The organism is Gordonia sp. BP-119 (genome assembly GCF_016924115.1).
GTDB classification, from domain to species: domain Bacteria; phylum Actinomycetota; class Actinomycetes; order Mycobacteriales; family Mycobacteriaceae; genus Gordonia; species Gordonia hongkongensis.
Genome location: NZ_JAFFZF010000001.1, coordinates 1 through 17,996, shown reverse-complemented (window position 1 = coordinate 17,996; position 17,996 = coordinate 1). Strand labels below are relative to the sequence as shown.

Here is a 17,996-nt window from a genome sequence, read left to right as displayed (position 1 = left end):
TCGTGACGCTCGCAAGCTCGCTCCTCAGGGAACGGGGTGACGCTCGCAAGCTCGCTCCTCAGGGAACGGAGGGACGCCGTCAGCCCATCGGTTCGTCGACGAGCGGCTCGTCGGCGATCTCGAACGGGGCCGTCGTGGCGCCCCATCGCGTGCACACCCAGATGCCGTCGGAGTACTCGAGTTCGATGGAACCGGTGTTGCCGAGGTGGGTCGCCGCGGCGAACCGGGAGTCGATCCCGGCGAGCCGGGCGGCGATCAGGCGGATGGCCGCACCGTGACTCACCAGGAACACATCGCGCTGGTCCGGTCCGGTGAGGTACATGTCGGCGAGGTCCTCGACCGTCGGCAGGTAGCGGTCGTAGACCATCGCGAGGGATTCGCCGCCGGGGATGCGTGCGTCGAGGTCGCCGGCGTGCCAGCGGTGCATGATGTCCTGGAAGACCTCATGCGATTCGCGGTCGGAGCGGTCCTCGAGCTCGCCGGCCTGGACCTCGTGCACGCCGTCGATCGCCGCGGTCTCCACATCCCACACCGACCCGATCAGCTCGGCGGTCTGCCGGGCGCGGAGCGCGCGTGAACTGAGCAGCACCGCGTGCTGTTGCGGCACGTTCTCGAGACCGAACCGAACACCCTGTCGCGCACCGAAATCGGTGAGTGCGGCACCGGGCAGAGCGGTGTCGAGGCGACGCATGACGTTCGAGGTGGTCTCACCGTGACGGACCAGATGCAGCCGCGCCATCACTTCCCTCCCCGACGCATCGAGTCGACCCATGCAAGCGACTCGGTGTGGTCCGGCGGCGCGGAGCCGGTGGTGCGCACCGCGGGCCACGAGCCGAGGAACACCACCCGCTCGCATCGGCGGTGAAGGGCGGCAAGGGCTTCGGCGACGGCCGCATCGTCGATGTGTCCGACCGCGTCCAGGAAGAACCGGTACCGGCCGGTGATGCTGCGGCCCTGGGCCTCGTCACGCTGTGGGCGCGACTCGATCCGTGTGAGGTCGATTCCGCGCGAAGCGAATTCGTTCATCGCCGCCATCAGGCTCCCCGGTTCGTTCGACAGCTCGAGGATGACCGAGGTCCGGTCGGCGCCGGTGCGGGGCAGCGGAACCCCGGGTCGGCCGACCAGAAGGAATCGCGTGGTCGCCTCCCGCGCGTCGGCGACACCGTCGGCCAGCACGACGAGTCCGGACAGGCGCGCCGCGAGCCCCGTCGTGACCGCGGCGTCCGCTTTCCCGGCTGCGACGTCTTGCGCGGCAGCGGCATTCGAGCTCGCGATCACGAACTCGGCGTTGGGGAACAGCCCACCGATCGACTGACGCACCTGCGCGGAGGCAACCGGGTAGGCGGCGATCGTGCGGACATCGGCCGCGACCATCGGCGCGGCTGCGGCTATGGCGAACGAGATGTCGAGCACCGTCTCGGCGAAGGCCTGCACCCGACCGTTGACGGCGTCTGCCGCGGGCGGCACCAGTGCGTCCATCGTCGCCGGCACCGAACCCTCCAGCGAACTCTCGATCGGCACACAGCCGTAGTCGGCATCTCCGGAGCGGATCATGGCGATGGTGGCGGCCGGACTCGACGCGGCGACCCGGTCGACCCCGCCCGACAGGTCGAGGCCGTCCGCGGACTGTTGTTCGGCGAGGACCGCGTCGAGCGCCATCTCGGTGAAGGTTCCGGGCGGGCCGAAGTAGGCGATCACAGGCACCACACGAGCCTAGTGGAACAGGCCTGCCGAGACCCTTTCGCGCATGTGTCCCAGGCTCTACGCAGGGTGTCGAAACCATTGACGCGTGCGCTCCCGGTATTTAGGTTAGGGTTACCTTTCATACGACCCGCGCCCCGCGACGCCGACCGGAGAGACTGTCATGACGAGAACGACGACCGACCGCCCCACGGATGCCGAGATGATCCAGACGGCTTGTCGTCGCGGCGGTTCCGCCATCCTGGCCGTCGAGGGTGCGGACGCCACCCCGATCGACGTCGTGCACCTCTTCGAGTCCCAGGCCTTCGTCCTCGTCCCCACCGGCGGCGACGCGATGCGGACCGTCGACGGCGCCGAGGGCGTGCCCGCCATGCTCGAGGTCACCGACTGGGCACCCATCGACCTGCGTGAACGCGTGCGTTCGGTGATCTGGCTGAACGGCACGTTGCACGAGGTCCCGCGCGACCTGGAACGCGACCTGGCCATCGAGATCGCGGGCGAACACCCCGACGACGGTCTCCTCGACATCGGACACGGCGCGTCGATGATGCGCCTGCAGGTCGACACCGCGGTCATCGCGTCCTCGGACGGCGCGGCGTCGGTGTCGGCCACCGAGCTCGCCGACGCCGACCCCGACCCCTTCTGGGAGCACGAGGGCAGCTGGCTCGAACATCTCGACAGCGACCACGCCGACATCGTCGGACAACTGGTCCGCAAGCTTCCCGTCGAGCTGCGCACCGGACGGGTGCGGCCGCTCGGCCTCGATCGCTTCGGCATCCGGTTCCGCATCGAGGGACTCGACAGCGACTCCGACGTCCGCCTCCCGTTCGCGCGGCCGGTCTCCGACGTGTTCGAACTGTCCCGCGCGCTGCGGAATCTCGCGGGCTGCCCGTTCCTGAACTCGATGCCCGACTGACCCGGCTTCCGTAGCAACGCCGCCCGCGGATCACGCATCCGCACCACGGATCGCGGGGTCCTAGGCTGACCGGCATGGCCTTGCGCGAGTACCTCACACCGTCGCCCCACGGCATCCCGGTCGTCACCGACCGGACCGAACGACGCGGCATCATCGTCGAACTGGTCATCGTCGGCGTCCTCACATTCGCGTTCTCGGCGCTGTCCGCGGCACTCGCACTGCTGGAGGCGCAGCTCGCCGGCGGTATCGGCGAGACGACGGTCGCACTCAATCCCAGCCGTTCCGACCTCGGTCTCATCGACGCCGTCCGGCAGATCATGGGCGGCCTCCGACTGTTCGCCATCGCCGCCTTGGGGATATATCTGTTGTGGCGCAGCGGGATCGGACTGTCGCGCGTCGGTCTGGGTCGGTGGACCCCGCGCCGCGACATCCCCTCGGGACTGGTTCTCGCCGCCGTCATCGGTCTGCCCGGCCTGGGACTCGTCGCCGTGGCCCGGGCCCTGGGCCTCAACGCAAGCCTGGTGCCCAGCCAGGCCGACACCTGGTGGGAGTGGCCGGTTCTGGTGCTCATCGCGATCGGCAACGCCGCCGCCGAGGAGATCGTGGTGGTCGCGTACTTCATCACCCGGTTGCGACAACTCGGCGTGTCCGACAACGCGTCGCTCGCCGCCAGCGCGATCCTCCGCGGCGGTTATCACCTGTACCAGGGCTTCGGCGGCGGACTCGGGAATCTGGTCATGGGCGTGGTCTACGGGCGCTTCTTCCAAATCACCGGCCGCGTCTGGCCCCTCGTGATCGCCCACGCGGTCATCGATGTGGTCGCCTTCGTCGGCTACGGACTGCTCCGCGACCATCTGTCCTGGGTCGGCTGAGAACCGAGACATCGTCGACCGTGCGGCCTATCTCGTCGACTGTGCGTCGATTCCCGTCGACTGTGCACTCCAACCGTGCGCCCCTACCGGCCACCATTGAACCGGGTGAGATGATTCGCTAGATTCGTCTCATGACCGTCGATGCGCCGTCCGACCCGACCGCCGAGCCGGCGGGCCTCCCCTTTCCGCGACGCCATCGAGCCGCCGAGTCCCGCGGCCGACGCATCGGCAGACTGCTCAAGGTCTACAACCACCTCCGTGAACCCGGCGACGACGAGCTCGCGGAGCTCGGGCGTCGGCTGCGCACACGGGACGAACCCGCCGCGGCGCTGGTTCGGGCCATGCGCCTCCCGCGGGACGCCGACGGCCGGGTCACGATGCGCCAGTTCGAGCGGGCCCTCGCCGGCGACATGCCCTCCGATGCGCCCGACGCCCTGCGCGACTTCTTCGCACTCGTCGAGAAGACACCGGACTGGGTCGATCCCGCTCTCTGCGACCGCGGCGCCGCCGTCTATCGGCGGTTCGGCCAGAACGCCAACGACGTCCTGCTCCAGCTCTCCCTGATCGGCGGCTACCGCTTCGGCGGTCCCGCCGACCTGCTGGTAGCGACCGGCGGCCTCACCGGGAACACGGTCATCCGACGACTCGGCGAGACGCAGACCTGGGCCATCGCGGTCGGCGAACCGGGCGGGATGGCACGCGACGGCGACGGCTGGCGACTCACCGTCCACGTGCGCCTCATGCACGCCCTGGTCAACGAGCGGTATGAGCACAACGGCCGCTGGAACATCGACCAGTGGGGTCTGCCGATCAACCAGTCCGACCTCGCCGCGACGCTGAACCTCTTCAGCGGCGCACTGATGATGGGGGTCCGCGCCCTCGGCGTCCCGGTGAGCCGTGACGACTCCCGCGCCCTCATGCACCTCTGGAAGTACGTCGGTTGGCTGATCGGCGTCGACGACGACTGGCTCTTCGACTCCGAACGCGACCAGCATCAGCTGAGTTATGCGGTCTTACTGGCGCAGCACGACGTGACCGACGCCGGCGCGGCCCTCACGACAGCGATCGTCGACGCCCAGAGCCGCTTGCACTACCGGTTGTTCCCCCGCCTCGCCGCGCGCTACACCCGCGCCCGCCTGCTGAGCATGCTGCAGGGCTTTCTCGGCGTGCGCGGCATGCGCGACCTCGGTCTCCGCCCCGCGGTGCCGTGGGCGTTCGGTCTCGCGTGGGTCCGCAACACTGTTGTCTACCAGGTCATCGCACGAACACCGGCCGGTCCGCGCTATCTGGAATGGGCCGGCACCCGTTCCCGACGCCGCGCACTCTTCCGCCACTTCGGCCCGGACGCCCCCGAGATCGGATCGCTCGCGGAGCGTTGAGAAGCCGTATGACGCCGCGTCCGGATTCCGGGCTCGAGATCCCACGTTTTCCCAGGCCTCAGCCTGCACCCCTGTCCTAGCGGCGTTCGCCCCACCCGGACGCGAAGTGCCCCAACGGAAATTCACTGTCGCGCCACGGGTCCGGCGCCTACGGTGGACCGATGTCGACGACCGGGATGATCCGCGAATGGCACCACGACGAGGGCTGGGGTGTCATCGAGTCACCGGCGTTGTCCGGCACCGTCCACGTGACCACGTTTGTCGTCCGTGTTCGGGCCGTTCAGAATCTCGACGAGCTGTCCCTGCCGGGCTTGCGTCCGGGGACCGTCGTCGACTTCGACCTGCGATAGCTGTTCCGCCGGAACGAGGATGCCGATATGTGGCGCTCTCGGTCTGGCCTACCGAGGTGGCCCGGCCGGATCCGAAGCACAATGGCGTGTTCCGAACTGCCCTGTGGCACAGCGTCGGTGACGCCGGACCGGACGGACTCACGACGATCGAGGAGACCGCCCTCACCGACACACCGACGTCACCACCACCGACTGCCCTCGGTCCGCACACCACCGGGACCGTTCGGTCGTGGAACGGCGAAGAGGGATGGGGCGTACTCGATTCCGACGCCACCCCGGGCGGGGCGTGGGCGTTCTACAGCGAGATCGTCGGCACCGGTTTCCGGGACCTGGTGCCGGGGCAGACCGTCGAATTCCAGTACGAGCGAGTGAGTCAGGACGGATACGACTACCGCGCGAAAAACATCCGCGTCAGGTGAGGCGTCCGGAGCGATCGTCGTCGTCGTTGATGTCCTCGTCGATGTCGTCGTCGTCGACCCGGCGCCCACCCGACCCGGTCACACGCGCGAGGAGATAGAGCACGAGTCCGACGACGATCAGGATGCCCGCGCGCAACCAGGTCGACGCGCTCTGCTGCGTCATCAGGACGATGCAGGAGATCACCGCGAGCACGGGCAGGATCGTCGGCGCGCGGAAGTGGTCGGTGTCCGTGCGGTCGCGGCGCAGGACGAGGACGGCGACGTTGGTGCTAACGAACACGAACAGCAGTAGGAGCACCACCGTCTCGGCGAGTGCCGCGACGGTTCCGGTCGCCGAGAGGATCATCGCGACGGCGGTGGTGGCGACGATCGCCGTCCACGGCGTCCGACGACCGGGCAGCACCTTCGCCAGCGCACCCGGCAGCAGCCCGTCGCGGGCCATGCCGAAGGTCAGGCGCGACGCCATGATCATCGTGAGCAGCGCGCCGTTCGCGACGGCGATGAGCGCGATCAGGGAGAACAGTTGGTCGGGGATCCCGACATCGGCAATCGAGACGACCTCGAGCAACGGGCCCGACGACTCCACCAGGCGCTCGGGTGGCGCGACGACCGACACGGCGAGACCGACGAGGACGTACACGACGCCGGCGGCGATCAGCGCACCGAACAACGCCTTCGGATAGACCCGCCGCACGTCACGGACCTCTTCGGCCATGTTCGCGGAGGTCTCGAACCCGACGAACGAGTAGTAGGCCAGCAACGCCGCGCCCAGCACGGCGAGAGCCGGAGTGGTCTCGTCGGTGAACTCCAGCACCCGCTGCGGCTCACCGTCACCGCGACCCAGCACGATCCCGGCCAGCACGACGACGAGCACGAGTCCGGAGACCTCCACCACGGTCATCACCACGTTGGCCCGCAGGGACTCGGTGATCCCGCGGGCGTTCAGCGCCGCGACGGCGAGCAGGAACACCAGGGCCGCCGCGGTGGTGGGCACGTCGAGAAAGACCTGCAGGTAGTCACCCGCGAAGGCGAGCGCCAACCCGGCGGCGCTCGTCACCCCGGCCGCCAGCATGCAGAACCCCACCAGGAACGAGATGAGCGGATGGCGGTACGCGTGCCGCGCGAACACCGCCGCGCCGCCGGCCCGCGGGTACTTGGTGACGAGCTCCGCATACGACGCCGCGGTCAGCATCGCCAGCGCGAGGGCGAGCGCCAACGGCACCCAGATCGCTCCCCCGACCTCACCGGCGACCTCACCGACGAGCGCATAGATGCCCGCACCGAGGACGTCGCCCAGGATGAACAGGAACAGGAGTTTGCCGGTGATGGCGCGACGCAGCGGGGTGTGCCCGCCGTCGGTCCGGGCGTCATCGTTCCCGGAGTCCTGCGACGTGGCGTCGGCGACGTGTTTGTCGGTCATGGCGTGTCCTGTACCCCGTTCGGTCCGGAACGAGACCTCATGTGGGCGGTTCGACGCCACGTCGGCAACCAACCGACCGACATCCGTCGCCACCGCCCATGCGTACATTGGTTGGGATGAACGAGCAGGACCCGCCGATCCTCCGGCGAGGTCGCCCCGGACCGCCGATGCCGCCCGGGCGGCCAGCGGGCCCGTCTCCGCGCCCGGGGCCACCACCCGGACGAGGCCACCGCCCGCCTCCCGGTGCCGTCGGTCCGTCCGCTCATCCGCAGGCCATGCCGCGGATCCCTGCACGCGGTCCCGACCCGCGCCGGGCGCCGGGCCCCGGTCCCACCGGCCGGCCCCCGCACCCGTCCCCGGCCGATCGGCCGCCACCGTCGGCGCGGCCCGCTCCCGGCGGGTATGCGCCCACCCAGAAGCCGGAGCCGATCCCCGACGATCGGTCTCGTGGACCTCGTCCGCCGCGTGGCGACCGTCGCGACCGCGACCGGGCCGTCGGACGTCCGCCCGCGCCCCCGCGGCCGGCCGGTCCTCCCCGGCCCCGGCGCACGGGGCGCCGCGCGGTCCGGGTGGGCAAGATCCTGATGATCCTGTTGCTCGTCGTCGTCCTCGGCAGTGTGGGACTGCTGTTCTACTACGACACGAGACTGGACCGGATCGACGCCCTGCCGGCCTACGCCGGACGCCCGTCGGACACCCCCGGCACCAACTGGCTCATCGTCGGCACCGACTCGCGATCCGATCTCACCGAGGAACAACGCCGGGCGCTGGCCACGGGTGACGCCGACGGCTCCCGCACCGACACGATCATGCTCGTCCACAACCCACCCGGCGGCGGCAAGGCGATCGTGGTGAGCATCCCGCGCGACCTGTACGTGGAGGTGCCGGGTCACGGCAGCCTGAAGATCAACGCCTCGTTCAGCATCGGCGGTCCGGCGCTGCTCGTGCAGACCGTCGAGAATCTGACCGGCATCCGCATCGACCACTACGCCGAGATCGGCTTCGGCGGATTCGACACCCTCGTCGACTCGGTCGGCGGCGTCGACATGTGTCTCGACCAACCGCTCAACGACCCCAAAGCCGGTCTGCGCCTGGCGAAAGGCTGTCACCGCCTCGACGGCAGGCAGGCTCTCGGGCTGGTCCGGACGCGCGCATTCCCGCGCGCCGACCTCGCGCGAGTGGTCAATCAGCGGAAGTTCCTCGCCGCACTCGTGTCTCGGGCGACCAGTCCGTCGGTCCTGCTCAACCCGTTCCGACTCTTCGGGTTCGTCGGCGGCGCCATCGACGCGCTCACCGTCGATGAGCGAGATCACATCTGGAACCTCGCGTCCCTCATGTTCGCGCTGCGCGACCCCATCACGACGACGACGCCGGCCGGCGAGAGCACCTTCACCGACGAAGGACTGGCGCTGCCCGTCACCGAGCAGACCGAGGAGTTCTTCGGCTACCTCCGCGCAGGTCAGCCCGTCCCCGATGAGCTTCTCGTCGACGCCGGCGGGCCGTCGTGAAAGGGTCGCCAAACGCAGGCCAGACTTGCCTTACTTAGCCTGAACTTGCTGGTGAGAGCCATTTTTCGGCTCTACGATGGGTCGCATGTCCGAACACACGAAGTTCCATCAGCTGCTGCACGACCAGATCAGCAACGAGTTCTACGCCTCGCAGCAGTACATCGCGGTCGCCACCTACTTCGACAACCACGACATGCCCCAGCTGGCAAAGCTCTTCTACCGCCAGGCCGTCGAAGAGCGCAATCACGCGATGATGATCGTGCAGTACTTCCTCGACCGCGACATGGAGGTCGAGATCCCCGGCATCCCGGCACCGAACAACCGGTTCGAGGACTACCGCGCACCCATCGATCTCGCTCTCGCACAGGAGAAGACGGTGACCCAGCAGGTCGTCGACCTGGCGAAGTCGGCCCGCGACACCGGCGACTACCTCGGCGAGCAGTTCGTGCAGTGGTTCCTCAAGGAACAGGTCGAGGAGGTCGCGACCATGACGACCCTGCAGACCATCGCCGAACGCTGCAACGGAAACCTCTTCGACCTGGAGAACTTCGTCGAACGAGAGTTCAACGGCGAGAAGACATCCGACGCCACCGCACCGGTCGCGGCCGGCGGGAACATCTGACGGAGTTCCATCCGCCCCAATCCGAAAGAGCCGCGAAACCCCCGCTCCAGATCCGAGAGAACGACATAACCCTCGCTCCCTGAGGTGCGAGGAGCGCAAGCGACGAGCCACGAAGGGCTGGCGACGGACGTCACCACGCCCTTCGTGGCTCGCTTCGCTCGCACCTCAGGGAGCTGAAGAAGGTTCGCTTCGCTCGCACCTCAGGGAGCAGAAGAAGGCTCTCAGGGAGCAGAAACAGCGCGGTTACGGACCACGCCGGTCAGCGCAGCGTGACCTGGCGACCGCGAATGCCGTTGCGGGAGCTGCGTTGTTCGATCGTCAGCGGCGAGGTGTCGGCGAGCGCTTCGCCGAGGCGGCGATCGAGCTCGTTGAGACCGGCGTACCACTCTTCGTGGTGCATCTCGTTGTCGAGGTCGAAGACCGGGACGAGCAATCCGTGGGTGCGGAACGATCCGGCGAACCGCGAACCCTCACCCATCGTCAGATGACCGGCCGCGTGGAGCCGGGCCATCGCCGACATCAGGTCGTCCTCCGGCTCGGGTCGAATCCAGCGCAGGTGCGCACGTTCGCCCGCATCGACCCACCAGGGCGCACCGGCGCCGCTGTCGACCACGAGCCGCGCGGTCGGCAGCACCGAGTCGTTGGCGCGCTCGAACATGGCCGTGATCTCCGCCGGGACCTCGGTGCCCTCCACGAACCACCAGCCGAAGTCCTGGTGCACCGTGATGTCCAGGGTGGCGTCGGTTCTCACGACCTCGTCGAGGCTGGGGGCCTCGTCGGCAGCTTCGAGGTCGAACTCACTGCCGGCGTCGGCGTGAGCGGCCCACGCGATGGCCGCGGCGAGTTCGACGGTCAGCGCCGAGCGATCGGGGTCGGTCTGCAGACCCACGAAACCCTCTGTCGCACCGTCGAGGTCGCGCGCGAGAGCAGGTACCGCGCCCGGCAGGATCGTCACGATCGAGACGTCGTTGCGGGAACCGGCCGGCTCGGTGAGCTCCAACCGCGCAGTCGCCGAGGCGACGAAGGTCCGCAGCGCGACGAAATCGCATTCGGACGCGAACCCGGCGAAGGGCCGGGGCGGCGGCGCCAGAGCTGCGGCCTGGCGTGCCTTACGTGCTGCGACGCGCTCGGCGCGATTGCTTCCCGGACGTGGTCCACTACCCCGTTTGCTCTTCTTGCCCATCGGTCCACTCTCTCACGTCGGCCCGCGGCGCCCGACAGGTCGTGCGGGCGGCAGCTCAGTCGACGGTGACCAGCCAGTCGCGCACCTTCGCCGGGTGGTTGGTGGCCAGCCACCGCACACCGAGATCGGCACACAGCTGGACGTCGACCTGCTCGTCGACGGTCCAGCAGTAGGTGACCCGACCGGCTGCGGCGGCGCGATCGACCAGGTCCGGGTACTGCCGCAGGGTCATCACCGACGGCCCGATGCCGGTCGCCCCGACCGCGGTCGCGGCGCCCCCACCCAGGACCCGGGCGGTGTCACCGAGCAGGATCGTCGGCAGCATCGGGGCGTGGCGTCGGATCCGCCAGACCCCGGCCGACGAGAACGAGATGACCACGGCGCGGCTGTGATCGGCCGACGGCGGCGTCGCCACCCCGAACTCGTGCAGCATCTCGAGGAGCTTCTGCTCGACGAGACTGCCGAACCGCACCGGATGCTTGGTCTCGATGAACAGGCGGACGGGTCGGCGCCAGTCCAGGGTCAGCGCGAGCAGCTCCCGCAGCGTCAGGATCGACGCGGGTCCACCAGCCGCATGCCAGCTCCCGAAGTCGAGCTCGCGCAGTTCGGCGAGCGTCATCTCGCTGACGATCCCCGAGCCGTCGGACGTCCGGTCGACGGTCCGGTCGTGCACGCACACGAGTTCGTGGTCGGCGGTCAACCGGACATCGCACTCGAGGCCGTCCGCACCCTGTGCGAGAGCCAGTTCGTAGGCGGCCAGGGTGTGTTCCGGACAGTCGCCCGACGCCCCGCGGTGCGCCACCACCGCCGGCTTGCCCGATCGGGAGACCTTTTCGGCCGCGCCCACGTTCACCCCTGAGTTCATCCGACCGCCACCCACCGTCTCGTCGGGACCGGGGCCGCCGCGGCGGCGTCGAACAGTGTCCGCACCCGGCGTGCCATCCAGAAGGCGAAGGCAGCCGAGACCGCTGCGCTGACGATGACCATCACCATCGCGTTCGCCCCGGTCTGCAGCGAGTCCGAGCGCCACGCGACGAGCCGGGCGATGATCGCCGCCCCGGCCGCCGCATTCACCACCACCCAGGCGACCCACAACTTGCGGAGTCGTCGGCCGACGAGGTCGGCATCGAGCGCGGGGTCCTGGCCGACCCGATGCACGGCGACCTCCTGCACCACCAGCGGGGCGCCGATGAGGTTGACCAGCGGCAGGCCGGCGAGCGCGGCGACCCAACCGGGCCGGCGCGGGTCGACGAGACCGGCTGCGGCGTAGGTGTCCGCGCGCAACTCCAGGACCCAGCGCATGAAAGCCAGCGTCGCCAGGACGAATCCGAGGAATGCGACGACACCGACGAAGACGGTCAGCCAGTCGGACGCGACGATGAGGAACTCGGGCAGCGGACGGTCGCGGTTGACGACCAGCAGGAGGTAGCGGACGAGATGGACCAGTGCGGACGCGGCCAGCGCAGAGCCCGCCACGTTCAGGGCGAACTGCAGTCTGACACGCGAACTCTCGAGTTTCTGGTGCGCCGTGTCGACCTCCGCCGGTTCGTCGTGCAGACCCCAGGTGGGTATGTAGACGTACCGGGGAATCAGTCGGGGGCCACGACGGCCCGAGGGGCCGCGGCGGACAGGAATCGCCTCGGGTGGGCGGCGGGCCACCCACCGGACGTTGCGACTGCGGTAGAGACGTCCGGCGGACACCGGGGCCGGGCCGGGGCGAGACGGGACGTGCGGCGGGCGCACCGCGCCGGGCGCCGGCGATCGTGCCGGCGTCTGCCGGGCGGCCAGCGCCCGCGCGGCATCCTCGACGACGCTGAGCGGTCCGCCGCATCGGGGGCAGTGTTCACGGCCGGGACGGTGCGGTGCCTGGATTCGACACCGCGGGCACAGGTCGATCATCGGCCGGCGTCGCCCGCGGGTCGCGTATCACCGATCTCGACGGGCTTGCCGTGTTCCTGCCAGGCGAGCATGCCGCCGCGGACGCAGATCCCGTCGTATCCGACCTGGGCGAGGTACTGCAGCACGCGCATCGATCGGCCGCTGGAGTGGCAGACCACGTACAGATCGTGATCGGGGTCGAGTTCGGCAAGGCGGCCGGGCACCTCGGCCAGCGGGATGTGCACGGCGCCCCGGATGTGACCGGACGCCCATTCGTCGTCCTCACGGACGTCGAGCATCACCGCGTCGGTCTGCCCGGTGAAGTCATCCGGAAGGTCGGTCACCGGCACCTGAGTGATGTCGCCCATGCTCACGTTTTCCATGGTGGCACAGAGACGGCCGGGCGCGGCGGCAGCTCGACCGGACCACTGCCCGCGCGCCCCGCTGTCATCACCGAGACGGGTGTGGAGCAAGGCGCTATGTAGACCTACATAAATTTATCCACATGTACGTCCTGGACATTTGTCCCTCGTTCGCGCACTGACCGTCTACTTGGGGATGAGACTGTGGAATTGTGGAAAAACGCTGGCCACCGGCCCGCGACTTGTGACCGCGATCACTCGTTTAGCCGAATGTGCGCGTAGGAAATTCACGAAAGTGCACACGCCGGAACGTCGTGAACTCTTCCTTCGATGAACAGCACCTGTGGATAACGTGGGGACAATTTACAAGCAAAACCATGTGAACGGGCTGTGATCGGGCCTTTCAGTCCCGGTGGAGCAGCGACAGCCGCAACGACGGGGCGCGGTCGAATGCCGCCAGAACGCCGGTCGTCACGCTCTCCGCAAATCCGGCAACCGATGTCTGGCTTCCCACGAGTCTCATGAGCAGCGGCTTCGGCGTCTCCACGACGGTGATCTCCGCGTCGGGGTACCGCTCGGCGACGACCGAGCGCATCACGCCGATCCCGTCGACGACCCCGAGTTCCGCGGCGCGGTGACCGATCCACACGTCGCCGTTGAAGAGTTCCGCGTCGGAAGCGGTCAGCTTTTTACCGCGGCGCTGCCGGACCCACGCGATGAACGCCTCGTGCAGCTGGCCCTGCAATTCCTTCAGCCATTCGACGTCCTCGGGCTGTTCGGGCGAGAAGGTGTCGAGTCGCGCCTTGTTCTCACCGGTCGTGTACAGCCTGCGCTGTACACCGAAGCGGTCGAGCACGGCCGAGAAACCGAAGCCCGACGACACGACCCCGATCGAGCCGACGATGGAGGTGTGGGCGGCGAAGATCTCATCAGCCGCGCAGGCGATCCAGTAGCCACCGGAGGCCGCGACGTCCTCACAGAACGCGAGGACCGGCACGCCCTTCTCCGCCGACAGCTGGCGGATGCGTTCGGCGATGTACTCCGACTGCGCAGGCGAGCCACCGGGCGAGTTGATGACGACCACGACGGCCCGCAACCGCTCCGTGGCGAACGCCTTCTTCAGAACCGGCTCGACGGACTCGGTGTTGACGCCGTGCTTGCCCATCCCCGCGATCCCGATCGGGCCGTCGAGACGGACGACGGCGACCTGCTCGGTCCGCGCCTTCGAGAATTTCTTCCCCACCGCCCCCAGCGGTCCTGCAGTCATCTGTCCGAGTGTAACGACGGCGACCCGCCTGCTGTTTTCCCACGCGCCGCGACAGTCCGCGACGTGGGACGCACCGTAGAATCTGCCGGGTGCAGGTGCGGTGGCTCAGCGCATTCCTCGACTTCCCCGCCGAGGTGTTCGGCAGCGAGGTGACCTTCTGGCGCGCGATCTCGGGCAGCACGGTCTCCCCGCCGCGGGGTGAGCACCGCGAGTTCGCCTCGCTGGAGCCCTTCTACGGCGACCCGCATCTGCGAGTCCAGCGCATCGACGACGGACCGGGCGGAGTGCACCTCGACATCCACACCGACGACCCGCACGCCGCCACCGCCGAGGCACAGGCACTCGGTGCGACCCTCGTCGTCGACGCCGGCACCCACCTCACCCTCCGGTCACCCGCCGGTTTCGTGTTCTGCATCGTGCCGTGGGAAGGCGAATCGAAACGGTCGCGGCCCATCCGTTGGCCCGGCGACGCCATCAGCATCATCGACCAGCTGTGCATCGACATCCCCCCTGGCATGTTCGACGCCGAGGTCGACTTCTGGACCGGGTTCACCGGCTGGCCGACGAAGCCCCGGGGTCGGCCCGAGCTGGTCGCGCTTCGCCGCGACCCCGCGGTGACCCTCGGAATCCTGTTGCAGCGCAAGCAGGATGAGTCAGACAACGATGTGGCGACAGCGCACCTCGACATCGCCACGAATTCCGTCCCCGACGAGGTCGCACGGCACGAGGACTGGGGCGCCCGCGCGATCGAGCACTTCCCGCACTGGACGACGATGGCGGATCCGGTCGGTCGCCGCTACTGCATCACCTCGCGGAACCCGCGCACCGGCGATTGAGTCGCGGGCTCCTTCGATCCGGTTCGCAGACGTAGTGTGTCGTTGCGCTCGGCGCCACGATGTGCGACATCTGCCGGGCCCCGTCGCTCCGAGCTTCAGGTATCGACCAGGAATTCACGGAGCCGGTCGACCTCGGCGTCGACCTCGCGCCGTTCGGCGGCGGTCACCGGACGCAGGTACTCGACCGCCGGAACGTCCTCGGCGTCGAGAGACCATGTCCCCGCGAGGAATCCGTCGAGGAACACGAATCCGGGCGACCGGCCATTGGGAGTCACGGTGCGCCGGTACATCTCCGGGTCGGCGACCCGGATTCGGTCGGCCTGGGCGCCGATCACGTGGTCGAAGGGGGCGATCAGCCGCGCCGGCGCCGGCGCATCCGGGTCGGCGAGGGCGAGACCGTCGAGGTCGTAGAGAACCTCGCCGTTCGGGCCGTCGAGCCGGACGAGCTCCCAGTCCGCCTCCAGCTTTTCGACGAGGGGGCGCAACCGGGTGAGCCCGGACCACGTCTGGATGGCCTTCACGGTTGCCGGGCCGAACCCGCGCAGATACATCCGGACGAGATCGGCACGGGCTTCGTCGTCGACGACGGCCGGCACGCCCGGGCCGGCCCACTCGTCGAACAGGCGGTACGTCGGAGCGCCCCGCCCGCGCCACAAACCACGCGGGGGGACCTGGACCAGTGGCAGCCCGCACCGTGCGATGGCGGTCAGGGTCGACGCATCCTCCGCCGGATGGCGGGCAACCAGTTCGCTCCCGAGGTCGGCGACGGCGAGTTCGCGACCCGCGAGAATCTCGGCGGCGGACCGCACGACCTGCGCCGGGTCGGCGTCCACCAGTCGCTGGGCGTGGATGTCGGTGAGTCCACGCCGCAGCGTGGGCTCGGCGAGTGGACGAATCCAGCGTGCGTCCTCGGCGTCGATCAGGAAGATCGTCGCGCGCAGCAGCGTCATGCGCACGACCTCGCGGTCGGTGAGCAGATCGTCCAGCTCGAGGGGATCGAAATCCGCGATCCGCGACCACAATCCGAAGAATGCCGCCCGCGGGTCCTGGGACTGCAGTCCGACGCAGCGGTCCAGGACCTCGATGGCGTCCTCGGCGACGCGGGTGAGCAGGTGCTGACGCTGCAGCAGGGTGCGATTCCACTGCCGCAGCGAGATTCGTTCGGTCACCGCGTGTCTCGTCGGGTCTGCGACCGATGGGTACGGCGGCGCACCGCGACGTCAGGCGGGGTAGGCGACACCGGTCGCGGCATGGCAGCGGTATCCATGCGGGTTCTTCGCCAGATACTGCTGGTGGTGGTCCTCGGCGTAGTAGAACCGTCCGTCGCCCGCCTGCGCCAGCGGTTTGATCTCGGTGGCGATCGCACCCTCGCCCGCAGCGTCGAGTGCGGTCTGGAAGGTTGCGGCGGTGCTGCGGACGAGGTCAAGGTCCGCGTCGGTCAGGGCGTACACGGCTGACCGGTACTGGGTGCCGATGTCGTTGCCCTGACGCATCTCCTGCGTCGGGTCATGCGACTCCCAGAAGACCTTCAGCAGGCCTTCGAGATCGACGACGGCCGGATCGAAGACCACCAGCGCCGACTCGGTGTGACCGGTCCGCGCGGTGCAGGTCTCCTCGTAGGTCGGATTCGGCGTGTAACCGCCCGCGTATCCGACGGCGGTCGTGTACACACCGGGGACCTGCCAGAAGATCTCCTCGATCCCCCAGAAGCAGCCACCGGCCAGGACGATCGCGTCGAGGCCGTCGTCGAAGCGTCCGATGCCGTGTACGTGGGAACCGTCGGCCTCGGCCCGACCCCGCATCGGCGTTCCGAGAACGAGGTGCTCGCCCGGGACCGTGATCTCGGACGAGCGGCCGGGCAGTGCAGCGTCGGCGGCGACGAGATCCTGTTTGCGTGAACCGGCGGCGAAGAGCTGGTCGAGCCATGACATGCGCCAAGTCTACGCGCGGTGGGATACGGCCCGGCGACGACGAGTTGAGCTGACCGTTCGAGTCTGTTTATGATGGCGGTCACATCCGTGGCACTGTGATACCGATCACTCGTACGCCATCGCGGCCCGTCCGCCAGCAGGATGTGCAGCCGTTCCAGGGACGAGAGGCGACGATGGCGACGCACGCGACCGGAGATCTCCGACGCGCCCCCGGGCTCGGTCGGACCGCTCCAAGCGCCAACTACGACGTCGCGAGGAGTTGCCGCACAAGCGCCCTGACCATTCTCGCGCTCATCGCGGTCTTCATCCTGCTCGTCCTCATCTGAACCCAGCCGCCTCGATGCGGCCTGGTCAACTCTCAGCCGACGCACTCTCGCGTCGTTGACATCTCAACCGCACTTGATGTTTCTTGGCGCGGGATTGTTGCAATCACCCATGCTCTGGGGAAGGCTGGAAGCATTCGCGTGGCGCCCGGCGGAGTCGTCGGAGCCATGCGTGGACAGGGAAACGAGTAGCACCTCAGAGAGGAACATCGTGGCTGAATACACCTTGCCGGATCTCGATTACGACTACGCGGCACTGGAACCGCACATCTCCGGCAGGATCATGGAGCTCCATCACAGCAAGCACCACGCCACCTACGTCAAGGGCGCGAACGACACCCTGGAGAAGCTGGCCGCGGCCCGCGACGACGACAGCATCGCCGGCAAGGTCTACGGACTCTCCGCCACCCTGTCGTTCCACCTGGGCGGTCACACCAACCACTCCATCTTCTGGAAGAACCTGTCGCCCAACGGCGGTGGCGAGCCCGACGGCGACCTCGCGGCCGCCCTCACCGAACAGTTCGGTGGCTTCGACAAGTTCAAGGCCCACTTCACCGCCGCCGCCACCACCCTGCAGGGTTCGGGCTGGGCGATCCTGGGTTACGACACCATCGGCGGCAAGCTCGTCATCCTGCAGCTGACCGACCAGAGCGGCAACATCCCCGCCGCGATCATCCCGGTCGTCATGCTGGACATGTGGGAGCACGCCTTCTACCTCGACTACCAGAACGTCAAGCCCGACTACGTCAAGGCGTGGTGGAACGTCGTGAACTGGGCCGACGCCAACGAGCGTCTCGCCCGCGCGAAGAGCCAGGGCAGCGGCCTGGTCGTCCCGGCCTGATCCCGGTTCGCCGAACCTCAACAGCGCCGGTCACCTTCGGGTGACCGGCGCCGTTTGTTGTTCGGGGCCACGTTCTCTGCTGCAAGCAAACCCCTGCTCCCTGAGTAGCGAGCGAAACCTCTCAGCTCCCGCGCGAGCCAAGCCTCCCCCGCTCCCTGAGGAGCGAGCTTGCGAGCGTCACGAAGGGT

At 68.6% G+C, this 17,996-nt stretch carries 20 protein-coding genes; 10 read left to right on the top strand and 10 right to left on the bottom strand.

Annotated elements, in window-relative coordinates:
- Positions 1-79: 79 nt before the first annotated feature.
- Positions 80-739, bottom strand: coding sequence for a histidine phosphatase family protein (locus JW364_RS00095; RefSeq protein WP_205333317.1), 660 nt, complete (start codon positions 737-739; stop codon positions 80-82).
- Complete coding sequence (gene pheA, locus JW364_RS00090; protein WP_205333318.1) at positions 739-1,707, bottom strand: prephenate dehydratase; 969 nt, start codon at positions 1,705-1,707, stop codon at positions 739-741. Before pheA ends, JW364_RS00095 begins: the two co-directional genes overlap by 1 nt.
- 157 nt (positions 1,708-1,864) lie before the next feature.
- Here pheA and JW364_RS00085 point away from each other — a divergent pair, with 157 nt between their 5' ends.
- The 5 genes from JW364_RS00085 to JW364_RS24045 all read left to right on the top strand — a co-directional run bounded on the left by JW364_RS00085 (position 1,865) and on the right by JW364_RS24045 (position 5,637).
- Positions 1,865-2,617, top strand: coding sequence for a DUF2470 domain-containing protein (locus JW364_RS00085; protein WP_205333319.1), 753 nt, complete (start codon positions 1,865-1,867; stop codon positions 2,615-2,617).
- Positions 2,618-2,691: 74 nt separating this feature from the next.
- Positions 2,692-3,489, top strand: a complete 798-nt coding sequence (locus tag JW364_RS00080) for a CPBP family intramembrane glutamic endopeptidase (protein WP_205333320.1) — start codon at positions 2,692-2,694, stop codon at positions 3,487-3,489.
- A gap of 131 nt (positions 3,490-3,620) precedes the next feature.
- Positions 3,621-4,868 carry an oxygenase MpaB family protein gene (locus JW364_RS00075; RefSeq protein WP_205333321.1) on the top strand — a complete coding sequence of 416 codons (1,248 nt, stop codon included), beginning with the start codon at positions 3,621-3,623 and terminating at the stop codon, positions 4,866-4,868.
- A 161-nt stretch (positions 4,869-5,029) separates the two neighbouring features.
- Positions 5,030-5,218, top strand: coding sequence for a hypothetical protein (locus tag JW364_RS24050; protein ID WP_240198439.1), 189 nt, complete (start codon positions 5,030-5,032; stop codon positions 5,216-5,218).
- An 86-nt stretch (positions 5,219-5,304) separates the two neighbouring features.
- Entirely contained in the window at positions 5,305-5,637 is a 333-nt protein-coding gene (locus tag JW364_RS24045; protein WP_307814656.1) for a hypothetical protein, read from the top strand.
- On the opposite strand, the gene JW364_RS00065 is transcribed toward JW364_RS24045, so the two are convergent.
- Entirely contained in the window at positions 5,630-7,057 is a 1,428-nt protein-coding gene (locus JW364_RS00065; RefSeq protein ID WP_205333322.1) for an APC family permease, read from the bottom strand. The genes JW364_RS24045 and JW364_RS00065 overlap by 8 nt on opposite strands.
- A gap of 584 nt (positions 7,058-7,641) precedes the next feature.
- Between JW364_RS00065 and JW364_RS00060 the strand changes: the two genes are divergently transcribed.
- The gene (locus JW364_RS00060) at positions 7,642-8,565 is read left to right on the top strand and encodes an LCP family protein (protein ID WP_205333333.1); all 924 of its coding nucleotides are present in this window, start codon (positions 7,642-7,644) and stop codon (positions 8,563-8,565) included.
- A gap of 85 nt (positions 8,566-8,650) precedes the next feature.
- The gene (locus JW364_RS00055; RefSeq protein WP_058253734.1) at positions 8,651-9,187 is read left to right on the top strand and encodes a ferritin; all 537 of its coding nucleotides are present in this window, start codon (positions 8,651-8,653) and stop codon (positions 9,185-9,187) included.
- Positions 9,188-9,446: 259 nt separating this feature from the next.
- Here JW364_RS00055 and JW364_RS00050 read toward each other — a convergent pair whose 3' ends face one another.
- The 5 genes from JW364_RS00050 to JW364_RS00030 all read right to left on the bottom strand — a co-directional run bounded on the left by JW364_RS00050 (position 9,447) and on the right by JW364_RS00030 (position 13,877).
- Positions 9,447-10,370, bottom strand: a complete 924-nt coding sequence (locus JW364_RS00050) for a DUF5926 family protein (protein ID WP_205333323.1) — start codon at positions 10,368-10,370, stop codon at positions 9,447-9,449.
- A gap of 55 nt (positions 10,371-10,425) precedes the next feature.
- The gene (locus JW364_RS00045) at positions 10,426-11,235 is read right to left on the bottom strand and encodes a glycerophosphodiester phosphodiesterase (protein WP_165629227.1); all 810 of its coding nucleotides are present in this window, start codon (positions 11,233-11,235) and stop codon (positions 10,426-10,428) included.
- On the bottom strand, positions 11,232-12,269 hold the full coding sequence (locus JW364_RS00040) for a DUF4328 domain-containing protein (RefSeq protein ID WP_159369795.1): 1,038 nt from the start codon (positions 12,267-12,269) through the stop codon (positions 11,232-11,234). The genes JW364_RS00045 and JW364_RS00040 overlap by 4 nt, the downstream gene beginning before the upstream one ends.
- Positions 12,266-12,616 (bottom strand): rhodanese-like domain-containing protein, encoded by a 351-nt coding sequence (locus JW364_RS00035; RefSeq protein WP_205333324.1) that lies wholly within the window; start codon positions 12,614-12,616, stop codon positions 12,266-12,268. The genes JW364_RS00040 and JW364_RS00035 overlap by 4 nt, the downstream gene beginning before the upstream one ends.
- 397 nt (positions 12,617-13,013) lie before the next feature.
- A complete protein-coding gene (locus JW364_RS00030; protein ID WP_137809856.1) occupies positions 13,014-13,877 on the bottom strand; it encodes a S49 family peptidase in 864 nt (287 codons plus the stop codon).
- A gap of 89 nt (positions 13,878-13,966) precedes the next feature.
- On the opposite strand from JW364_RS00030, the gene JW364_RS00025 reads away from it, so the two are divergent.
- Positions 13,967-14,713, top strand: a complete 747-nt coding sequence (locus JW364_RS00025) for a VOC family protein (RefSeq protein ID WP_205333325.1) — start codon at positions 13,967-13,969, stop codon at positions 14,711-14,713.
- A gap of 95 nt (positions 14,714-14,808) precedes the next feature.
- Here JW364_RS00025 and JW364_RS00020 read toward each other — a convergent pair whose 3' ends face one another.
- A complete protein-coding gene (locus JW364_RS00020) occupies positions 14,809-15,882 on the bottom strand; it encodes a winged helix DNA-binding domain-containing protein (protein WP_205333326.1) in 1,074 nt (357 codons plus the stop codon).
- Between the two features lie 51 nt (positions 15,883-15,933).
- The gene (msrA, locus tag JW364_RS00015) at positions 15,934-16,644 is read right to left on the bottom strand and encodes a peptide-methionine (S)-S-oxide reductase MsrA (protein ID WP_205333327.1); all 711 of its coding nucleotides are present in this window, start codon (positions 16,642-16,644) and stop codon (positions 15,934-15,936) included.
- 173 nt (positions 16,645-16,817) lie between these two features.
- Between msrA and JW364_RS00010 the strand changes: the two genes are divergently transcribed.
- Positions 16,818-16,970: a hypothetical protein gene (locus tag JW364_RS00010; protein WP_240198438.1), complete on the top strand. Its 153-nt coding sequence runs from the start codon at positions 16,818-16,820 to the stop codon at positions 16,968-16,970.
- Positions 16,971-17,178: 208 nt separating this feature from the next.
- The gene (locus JW364_RS00005) at positions 17,179-17,808 is read left to right on the top strand and encodes a superoxide dismutase (protein WP_004021423.1); all 630 of its coding nucleotides are present in this window, start codon (positions 17,179-17,181) and stop codon (positions 17,806-17,808) included.
- The last annotated feature ends 188 nt before the right edge of the window (positions 17,809-17,996 follow it).